The following is a 4,906-nucleotide window of genomic DNA, read 5'->3' on the forward strand; positions in this document are numbered from 1 at the left end:
ACCCCGGCGACGCTGCTGAAGACCGCGGGAGCATTCCCGAAAGCGCTTCCCCGCATTCGGCAAGCCCTGGAGGTGCTGCTGTGACACCTCCCACACCACCCAGGGACACACCCGCGGGGCGCGCGTATAACGATCTGCGCAACCTCGCCCGACGCCAACACCGCGACCCCGCGGAGTACATCACCCTCTACGCTTTGGAAGGGTTCCTCGCCCGCCTCGCCGCATCCGAGTTCGCGACCGACTTCGTCCTGAAAGGCGGAGTGCTCATGGCCGCCTTCGCCGAGCGCCGCCCCACCAGGGACATCGATCTCGCCGCCGACGGATTCCCCAACGATATCCCCGAGGTCGAGCAACGAGTTAGGAGCATCCTCACTGTTGACGTCGACGACGGCCTGCAGTTCGATCCCGATTCCGTCCAGGGAGAACCCATCCGAGACGACGCCGACTACAACGGCGTGCGCGTCAAGGTCACCGCGCGACTGGCCACAGCCCACGTCGCACTCCACATCGACGTAAACTTCGGCGACCCGATCTGGCCCGCCCCGACCGAAGCTGTTCTCCCCCGCCTCCTCGGCGGCGAGCTCCGACTCCGGGGATACCCCGACCACATGGTGCTCGCAGAGAAGATCGTCACCGCAATCGAACGCGGCGACCAGAACACCCGCTGGCGAGACTTCACCGACATCGCCGCCATCGCCCGCACCCGGCCCATCGACGGACCAACCCTCCAAGAAGCCGTCACCGTCGTCGCCCGCTACCGCCACGTCGCCATCGAGCCCTTTGAGCCCCTGCTCGCTGGGATGCCAGCCATCGCGCAACGCAAATGGGAGGTTTGGCGGAAGAAACAGCGACTCGAACAATCCACACCAGCAAACCTCAGCGAACTGCTCCGAACGTGCACGAACTTCGTCGAGCCCGTGCTCGTGGGCCGCGTTGGCGACCAGACCTGGGATCCAAACTCGCGGACCTGGAAGGAAACCGAGACAGGCAGCGCCGACCACCAACCCTCTTGACTCCACCCCTCATCTACTGATCAGTAGATGCGCGACTCAGCCAAACAGTAGAGACTGACGAGTCGCTGCCCTGTGGAACCTGGGTGCCCTCGGACATTCCCTGATACTCCGCCCCGCGTATCTCCTGGTAGCCGCAGGCACCGCCTACCAGATCAATCGAGATGGGCTGGCCAGATGACTCACTGTGAACGCCGGCCCACTCGTCGAGCATTCGGCCGCAACTCGACTCCCGACGCCTTCACGACCCGCCACACGGTCGAGTGACCAACCCCGAGATCGGCCGCAATCTCGCGGACCGTCCGCCCTTCCAGGTACGCACCTACTACCTGAGCAACCTGATCCGTGTCGATGCTCTGCCGACGAATCCGCACACCCGCTTCCGAAAGCGAACGGCTAACAGCCGCCTTACCTAACCGGTGAGCTTTCGCGATCGAGATCAACGAAGCACCGCCCTCGTAGTCCGCGATCATCCCCGGAAGCGCCTCCCGTGTGAACGGTGTTACAGCCGTCTCAATCGGCGTCACCACCGGCCCCCGAACATCACTCCGAGGCACAGATACACTGGATTCAGGAAGGCCCCCACCCGCCCCACGACCGCGTAAAATCAACGATGGGACTGTACGGTTTTCGGTGTAACTCCGATTCAGGAGTGACATATGAGTACGCAGGTAGTTTCGGCCGTCGAGGCGGTCGTTGAGCAGGAGCAGGGCGTGGCAGTAGGAGCACCGGTGGCGCCGGTCGTTGACCGTGGGCTGGTGGAGCAGTTGGTGGCCGGCGCGCGAGGTAGCGGCGTCGCGATCGATGGTGAGGGCGGGCTGCTCGCGCAGCTGACCAAGCTCGTCGTGGAGTCCGCGCTGGAGGGCGAGCTGACCGATCACCTCGGCTATGACAAGCACGAGAAGGGCGGCTCTTCGGGCCAGAACGCTCGCAACGGGAAGCGGTCGAAGACGGTGATCTCCAAGGCCGGCCCGATCGAGATCGACGTGCCCAGGGACCGTGCTGGGACGTTCGAGCCGGTGATCGTCGCGAAGCGGCAGCGCCGCCTCGGGTCGATCGAGGACGTCGTGCTGTCGTTGTCAGCTCGTGGGATGACCCACGGGGACATCAGCGCGCACCTCGCTGACGTGTATGGGTCGGAGGTGTCCAAGACGACGATCTCGACGATCACTGACAAGGTGCTTGACGGGATGGCGGAGTGGCAGAACCGGCCTCTGGATCCGGTGTATCCGGTCGTGTTCATCGACGCGATCCACGTGAAGATCAGGGACGGGCAGGTCGCGAACCGGCCCATCTACGTCGCCCTCGCCGTTACGACCGAGGGGAACCGTGACATCCTCGGCCTGTGGGCAGGCGACGGCGGGGAGGGCGCGAAGTACTGGCAGCAGGTCCTCACCGAGATCAAGAACCGCGGTGTCGAGGACGTGCTCATGCTCGTGTGCGACGGGCTGCGCGAACTCCCCCAGTCGGTCGCGAACGTGTGGCCGCAGACGATCGTGCAGACCTGCATCGTGCACCTGATGCGCAACAGCTTCCGGTATGCGTCCAGGCAGGACTGGGACGCGATCTCTCGCGCCCTCAAGCCTGTCTACCAGGCCGCGACTGTCGAGCAGGCAGAAGAACGCTTCCTCGAGTTCGCTGAGGAATGGGGCGGTAAGTATCCCGCGATCGTCAGGCTGTGGAACAACGCGTGGGCCGAGTTCGTGCCATTCCTGCAGTTCGACCGGGAGATCCGCCGGATCGTGTGCACGACCAACGCGATCGAGTCCGTCAACGCCCGCATCCGTAAGGCCGTCAAAGCTCGCGGGCACTTCCCGAACGAGCAGGCCGCGCTCAAATGCGTCTACCTCGCCGTGATGGCCCTCGACCCCACCGGGAGAGGCAGATCCCGATGGACGCAACGCTGGAAGCAAGCACTCAACGCCTTCGACATCACCTTCGACGGGCGCCTCAGCGCCCACCAACGCTAACCAACAACAACCCAGTTACACCGTTAAGTTGACAGACCCTCAACGATCTGAGGGTGGCGAACGAGGATACAGTTTTGTCCACGTTGGGGCACGCAATGATCGACGTTGTAACACGGGCCTGATGAAACAGGTCTTCGGTTGCGACGGCGTTCCCCTTGGTCGGGGACGTGTGGTTTTCGGCCCAGGCGATGGCTTGCTGCTTGGTGTCGTCGTCGAGGATCGTCGCGAATGGTGCCGCGGTGTCGGCGGTGAGTTCCCCGCCTTCGCCCAGGTAGATGCGGGTGAAGAACGTCTGGTTCGCTAGCCGCTTGTTCTGGTCATCGCAGCGCTCGTAGATCGACCCGGTCGACGGGCGCGTAGGGCATGTCGCAGTCGGTGCGGCCGTTGTTGCGGCCAAGGCGGATGAAGTACGGGCAGATGTTCCCGAGCCGGTTCTTCGCGTGCAGGATCGTCATCCGCTCCTGCTCCCGGCAGCGGCGTTACTCGTGTGAGCCGTGGATGCCCGTCAGCCGTTCGTCGCCGGACTCCAGCAGTTCGCCGCAGAGGATGCAGACCACGCCTCGGAACAGTTCGGCGGGCTGGTCGGCGTCAGCCGGCAGCGGAGCCGTGTCGTAGAGATCCGAGAACCGCGAGGTCAGGCGCGGGTGCCGCCGTCCGAGCATTCGATGCACGTCCGCGGGTGTCCGCGGCGGTCGGCCGGTCCCGCGGGCGAGCTGTTCCGCTCCCCCCGATAGGCATCCGCACCGAAGCGCAGGCCCATAAAGTAGTCGGGATTGACGGCGCTCAGGTCGTAGCTTGCGAGGTCTTCGTCCGCGTAGTCGTCGACATCGGTCGTGATGATGAACGACGCTTCCGCTTCAACGGCGTCGGCGAGGATCTGGCGGTCACCAACCGACAGGGTGAGCAGGTCGTCGATCGGGGCGCCGGTCCGGGAACGCTCGAAGTCGAGCAGCTCGCGGAGCGCCGCGATCGACAGCGCCTTCGCCGGCAGATGCCGCTCGGCCTCGGACTCGGCATGCGCAGATCAGGCGACGACGAGGCCCTCGATCCGGCTACCCGCGATCAGCAGGGTGCGAGTGACGGGCTGGGCGAGGACGTTGGCATCCAGGAAGAGGACAAGCTCATGCACCGAAGAGCTCGGCTTCGATCTCCGGCGCCATCGCCTTAGCCATCCGCACCATCTGCTGGTGCGAGAACCGCTGGAACTCGGCCTCGGGGATCCGGTGATGCGTGCCGACCTTGGTCGCCTTGATGGTGCCGTCGGCGATGCGACGGAGCACAGTCGCACGTGACGTGCTGAGCCGACGCGCGAATTCCGCCGGGCTCATCGCATCGGTCCGCTGCGACAGCTCGACCACGGCCCCAGCCTCGCGGGCGTCGTTGAGGAAGGACTGGATCGCGCTCCAGTCCGTGTCCGACAGGTTCGCCGGATTGATGGTCAGCGTGTCGCGCATGAAGTCATCCTAGCCGACGCTGGACAGTTACGCTCCATAAGTGTCCAGTCTCCGCTCGTTGCGTGGCAGCATCGCACCGCAACGTGACAAGCGCCGAGCTTGTCATCCGCTGACCGGACGGCGGCTCCGAGAACGAATCTCAACACCCTGCAAGGTCACCACCGCTCGTACCGCTGGCGCACGCCCCCCTTGGGCTTCACCGCCCTGGCGGCGGCAACCGCGACCCATGAGGACGCGACACTCTGCCTGATGAGCGCGCTCGTGTACCACGACCTCAGCGACGCGATCCCCTTCGCCTCCGACATCGCGCTGCCACGCGGCACACGGCATCCCGCGGGGCTCGCACACGTGAACTGGCACAGCTTCGACCCGACCACCTTCCAGATCGGACGCGAACACGCAGACATCGGAGGAAGGCTCAGCGCCGCGATCTACTCCGCAGAGCGCACCATCGTCGACTGCTTCCGACTCA

The 4,906-nt window shown here is 64.9% G+C and carries 7 protein-coding genes; 3 read left to right on the forward strand and 4 right to left on the reverse strand.

Annotated features, from left to right (window positions below):
* The coding region (locus WBP48_RS04155) for a nucleotidyl transferase AbiEii/AbiGii toxin family protein (RefSeq protein ID WP_424436507.1) at positions 1-1,013 on the forward strand (1,013 nt) is incomplete at its 5' end.
* A gap of 179 nt (positions 1,014-1,192) precedes the next feature.
* Here WBP48_RS04155 and WBP48_RS04160 read toward each other — a convergent pair.
* The gene (locus tag WBP48_RS04160) at positions 1,193-1,669 is read right to left on the reverse strand and encodes a helix-turn-helix domain-containing protein (RefSeq protein ID WP_424436510.1); all 477 of its coding nucleotides are present in this window, start codon (positions 1,667-1,669) and stop codon (positions 1,193-1,195) included.
* Between the two features lie 72 nt (positions 1,670-1,741).
* Here WBP48_RS04160 and WBP48_RS04165 point away from each other — a divergent pair, with 72 nt between their 5' ends.
* Positions 1,742-2,980 carry an IS256 family transposase gene (locus WBP48_RS04165; RefSeq protein ID WP_424436525.1) on the forward strand — a complete coding sequence of 413 codons (1,239 nt, stop codon included), beginning with the start codon at positions 1,742-1,744 and terminating at the stop codon, positions 2,978-2,980.
* A 317-nt stretch (positions 2,981-3,297) separates the two neighbouring features.
* Here the strand turns inward: WBP48_RS04165 and WBP48_RS04170 are convergent, their stop codons facing one another.
* The 3 genes from WBP48_RS04170 to WBP48_RS04180 all read right to left on the reverse strand — a co-directional run bounded on the left by WBP48_RS04170 (position 3,298) and on the right by WBP48_RS04180 (position 4,434).
* Positions 3,298-3,435: a hypothetical protein gene (locus tag WBP48_RS04170; RefSeq protein WP_424436513.1), complete on the reverse strand. Its 138-nt coding sequence runs from the start codon at positions 3,433-3,435 to the stop codon at positions 3,298-3,300.
* A 24-nt stretch (positions 3,436-3,459) separates the two neighbouring features.
* Positions 3,460-3,642 (reverse strand): hypothetical protein, encoded by a 183-nt coding sequence (locus WBP48_RS04175; protein ID WP_424436516.1) that lies wholly within the window; start codon positions 3,640-3,642, stop codon positions 3,460-3,462.
* A 459-nt stretch (positions 3,643-4,101) separates the two neighbouring features.
* On the reverse strand, positions 4,102-4,434 hold the full coding sequence (locus WBP48_RS04180; RefSeq protein WP_424436519.1) for an excisionase family DNA-binding protein: 333 nt from the start codon (positions 4,432-4,434) through the stop codon (positions 4,102-4,104).
* A 249-nt stretch (positions 4,435-4,683) separates the two neighbouring features.
* Between WBP48_RS04180 and WBP48_RS04185 the strand changes: the two genes are divergently transcribed.
* Positions 4,684-4,906: type IV toxin-antitoxin system AbiEi family antitoxin domain-containing protein (locus WBP48_RS04185; RefSeq protein WP_424436522.1), on the forward strand; the 223-nt coding region annotated here is incomplete at its 3' end.

The organism is Microbacterium sp., from assembly GCF_049661145.1.
In the GTDB taxonomy this organism is placed as follows: domain Bacteria; phylum Actinomycetota; class Actinomycetes; order Actinomycetales; family Microbacteriaceae; genus Microbacterium.